The following is a 3,576-nucleotide window of genomic DNA, read 5'->3' on the forward strand; positions in this document are numbered from 1 at the left end:
TCACTGAAAAGGAAATGAGGAGAAAAGAAAGAGGGAGACCACGACAATACACAAACTACATCTTTATTGTGGCGCTTCTACTAAAACAATTGGAGAATCTCTCTTTAAGAGAACTTGAAGAAATTGGCTGAAAGACTTGCATGTGGCAAGCCTATATGTTTTGGCTAAGTTTGCTCTTTACAACTTATCTCTTCTCATAGAGCTTTTATTGTTGTGCTTCTGTCTTTTGAAACTACACTCCTATACCCCCCCCTGCTTCTCTATGCTCGCCTAATTTTTAAACAGCCTCAGGGGTATAATACTCCCATGGAAACACCTCTTTCGGCGGTTCACAAGCGGCTCGGGGTTAAGTTCACAGAGTTTGCCGGTTGGAAGATGCCTCTAACTTATGACACCATAATAAACGAGGTAAAGGATGTAAGGGAAAATGCAGGCGTTTTTGATATCTCCCACATGGGAAGACTTCTCGTAAAAGGAAAGGATGCTAAAGATAAACTTCAGTATCTAACAACAAACAACCTTGATAAGCTTGCATCTGGTAGGGTTCAGTATAACCTGCTTACGAATGAGAGGGGAGGTGTTAAGGACGATATAACGGTTTATATGATTGATGAAGAAAGCTTTTTCATATGCGTGAACGCTGTAAATCGTAAAAAGGTTTACAACTGGTTAAAGGAATTTGTAAACGTTGAAGACGTTTCGGATAAATACGTTCAGATTGCCCTTCAGGGACCAAAGAGTGGGGAAATTTTGAGTAAGTTTTTTGATGTTAAGGAACTGAAGTATTACCGCTTTAAGATGTTCGGAAATACGATAATTTCCAGAACAGGGTACACGGGTGAGGACGGGTTTGAGATATATATAGATTCGAAAAATGGAGTAAAGCTCTTTGAGGAGCTTGTAAAAGAGGCAAAACCCTGCGGTTTGGGAGCAAGAGATGTTTTAAGGATAGAAGCGGGGTTTCCCCTTTACGGAAATGAGCTTTCGGAGGATATAACTCCTCTTGAGGCTAACCTTGATAGGTTTGTTGATTTCTCAAAGGACTTTATGGGAAAGGAGGCTATCCTGAAAAAGGAAGTAAAGCGGAAACTTTTCGGCCTTGAAATGCTGGACAGGGGCGTTCCTAGAAAGGGTTATAAAATTTTCAAAGAAGATAGAGAAATAGGTATAGTATCAAGCGGGACTTTTTCCCCGACGCTGAATAAGGGAGTAGCATTATGTTTTATAGATGTTAGTGAGAGAAAGGAAAGGAACGAGGTTGAGATTGATATAAGGGGGAAAAAATTAAAAGCTATTTTGAGAAGATATCCCTTCGTTAGGAGGAGGTAAATGGAGTTTCTTCTCTTTATATGGGGGATAGTTATAGGCACCGTATTCTCAACCGTCGGGGCTGCGGGTGGTATACTCGCAGGTTTCGGACATATATCCCTGTTTGGGATAGCGTCCGCAAACACAGTAAAGGTGATGAACCAGGTTCTCGTTCTGCTGTCAACCTTTGTTTCTGTTCCCAATTATTGGAAACGGGGGAGGGTCATATTTATCCTCGGAGGTTTACTGGGTATAGGGAGTATTCTCGGTGCTCTGGCGGGGTCAACACTTTCCTATAAATACCTAACGAACCTTAGAGACTATAAGTTTATCTTCGGGATACTTACATTAATCGTAGCTTTAAAGATTTTTTATGACGTTTTTCACAAAGAAAAGGAGAGAATAAAAAAGATTGATACGGGAATAAAAGAAAAAGGAGAAAGGAAGGTGAAAATAAAGTCCCGCTCTCCTAAAGAGATTGTTTACAGCTTTTTGGGAGAGGAACATTCTTTTAACCCCCTTTATCCATTAGTTGCCGGTTTTGTTGTCGCCATGATATCTTCTGCTTTGGGTGTTGGAGGTGGTTTTTTATTAGTTCCCTTTATGGTTTCCGTTCTAAAGATTCCTATGTATCTTGTTCCGGGAACAAGTGCCTTTTCAATTTTGATAACATCTATTGTTAGTATCCTAAATTACATTAATCTCGGCGCTTCTGTAAGTTGGTATTTCGTGTTTTACGAGGCTCTAGGAGTGGTCATAGGTTCTTTTATGGGACCTCATATATCCCATATACTGGGGGAAAAAAGACTGAGAATAATTCTCGGAGTTATACTCTTCGGTATAGGGTTGAGGTATATCTTTATTTGAGATATGGAAGTTAGGATAAATAAGTTCCTATCCGAGGCGGGAGTAGCTTCAAGGAGAAAGGCAGAAAAGCTTATTCTTGAAGGCAGGGTAAAGGTAAACGGAGAGGTTGTAAAGAGTCTGGGAACGAAGGTAAATCCTGAAATTGATATAGTAGAGGTTGACGGAAAGCCCGTAAAACCCCAAAGAAAGAGATACATAATCCTTAATAAGCCTTGCTGTTATCTTACCCAGCTCGGGAAATCAAGGGACGGCAGGAAAACAATAGAGGAGCTTATAAAGGATATACCCGAAAGGGTTTTCCCGGTCGGGAGGCTTGATTATAACACCGAAGGTTTATTAATTCTCACAAATGACGGGGAGCTTGCAAACAGGATTTTACACCCGAGGTATAAGCTTCCGAAGGTTTACTTAGCCCTTGTAGAAGGAAGGGTATCCCAGAAGACATTAAAGGAGATGACTAAGGGAACGGAACTTGAGGACGGCTTTGCAAAGCCGGACAGCGTAAGAATAGTAAGGTATGAGGGAAGAAAGACGCTTCTTGAGATAGTTTTTCACGAGGGAAGGAAGCATCTCGTGAAAAGGTTCCTTGCAAAGTTCGGACATAAGGTAAAGAGATTAAAAAGAACCGCTATAGGTCCTATAAAACTCGGTAAGTTATCTCCGGGAAAGTGGAGGGAGCTAAACAAAGGGGAACTTGCGCAGCTCTTTAAGGCGGTGGGTCTAAATTATAAATCTTATGGTAAGGGAAAGGGTAAAGGAAACACTGAAAGAGTTAATAGCCATACCGAGCGTATCGGGAAAGGAAAGGGAAGTTCTTGAGTATATTGAGAAAAGGCTGGGCTCGGTCGGGCTTAAGTTGAAGAAACAGTTCGTTGAAGAAGATAGGTATAACCTTGTTTACGACAATGGTTCGGACTTCCTTATATCCGTTCACGTTGATACGGTTCCGCCGGCTGGTTTTAAGAATGCATATAAGCCGGAAGAAAGAAACGGAAGGATTTACGGCAGGGGGGCAAGCGACGTTAAGGGAGCTGTCGCAAGTCTAATAACAGCGGTTGAATGGTTTAAAAAGGATTTTCCCGAAATGGATATTCCCATATCCCTTGCCTTTGTTGTAGACGAGGAGCAAAACACTGCACTGGGTTCGGAAAAGCTTCCCGAGGTTCTTGAAGGTAAAAAAAGGTGCCTCGTCCTTGAGCCTACATACGGTCTTCTTTGCACAAAGCAGATGGGATCGGTTGAGTTCTCGGTAAAGGTGAGATGTAAGTCTGCCCACGGGGCTGAGTTTGAAAAGGTGGAAAATCCTACAAAGGTTTTCATAAGTTTCCTCAATAACCTTGAAGAGGAACTTAGAAGAGAAGTTAACGTAATAATGATAAGGAGTGGTTCAAAAGTTTACAC

The 3,576-nt window shown here is 41.6% G+C and carries 4 protein-coding genes; all 4 read left to right on the plus strand.

From position 1 onward, the window contains the following. Positions 1-306 precede the first annotated feature (306 nt). Positions 307-1,329 carry a glycine cleavage system aminomethyltransferase GcvT gene (gene gcvT, locus ACWB1W_RS06735; protein ID WP_479370614.1) on the plus strand — a complete coding sequence of 341 codons (1,023 nt, stop codon included), beginning with the start codon at positions 307-309 and terminating at the stop codon, positions 1,327-1,329. Beyond that, positions 1,330-2,175, plus strand: a complete 846-nt coding sequence (locus ACWB1W_RS06740; RefSeq protein WP_479370615.1) for a sulfite exporter TauE/SafE family protein — start codon at positions 1,330-1,332, stop codon at positions 2,173-2,175. A gap of 3 nt (positions 2,176-2,178) precedes the next feature. Further along, positions 2,179-2,994, plus strand: coding sequence for a pseudouridine synthase (locus tag ACWB1W_RS06745; RefSeq protein WP_479370616.1), 816 nt, complete (start codon positions 2,179-2,181; stop codon positions 2,992-2,994). Next, positions 2,912-3,576: M20 family metallopeptidase (locus ACWB1W_RS06750; RefSeq protein ID WP_479370617.1), on the plus strand; the 665-nt coding region annotated here is incomplete at its 3' end. The genes ACWB1W_RS06745 and ACWB1W_RS06750, both read left to right, overlap by 83 nt.

It is taken from the genome of Aquifex sp., assembly GCF_056494385.1.

Bases quoted from the DNA above. Each gene is read 5' to 3' on its own strand.
- ACWB1W_RS06745 (WP_479370616.1), top strand. From the start codon at position 2,179: ATGGAAGTTAGGATAAATAAGTTCCTATCCGAGGCGGGAGTAGCTTCA.
- gcvT (WP_479370614.1), top strand. From the start codon at position 307: ATGGAAACACCTCTTTCGGCGGTTCACAAGCGGCTCGGGGTTAAGTTC.
- ACWB1W_RS06740 (WP_479370615.1), top strand. From the start codon at position 1,330: ATGGAGTTTCTTCTCTTTATATGGGGGATAGTTATAGGCACCGTATTC.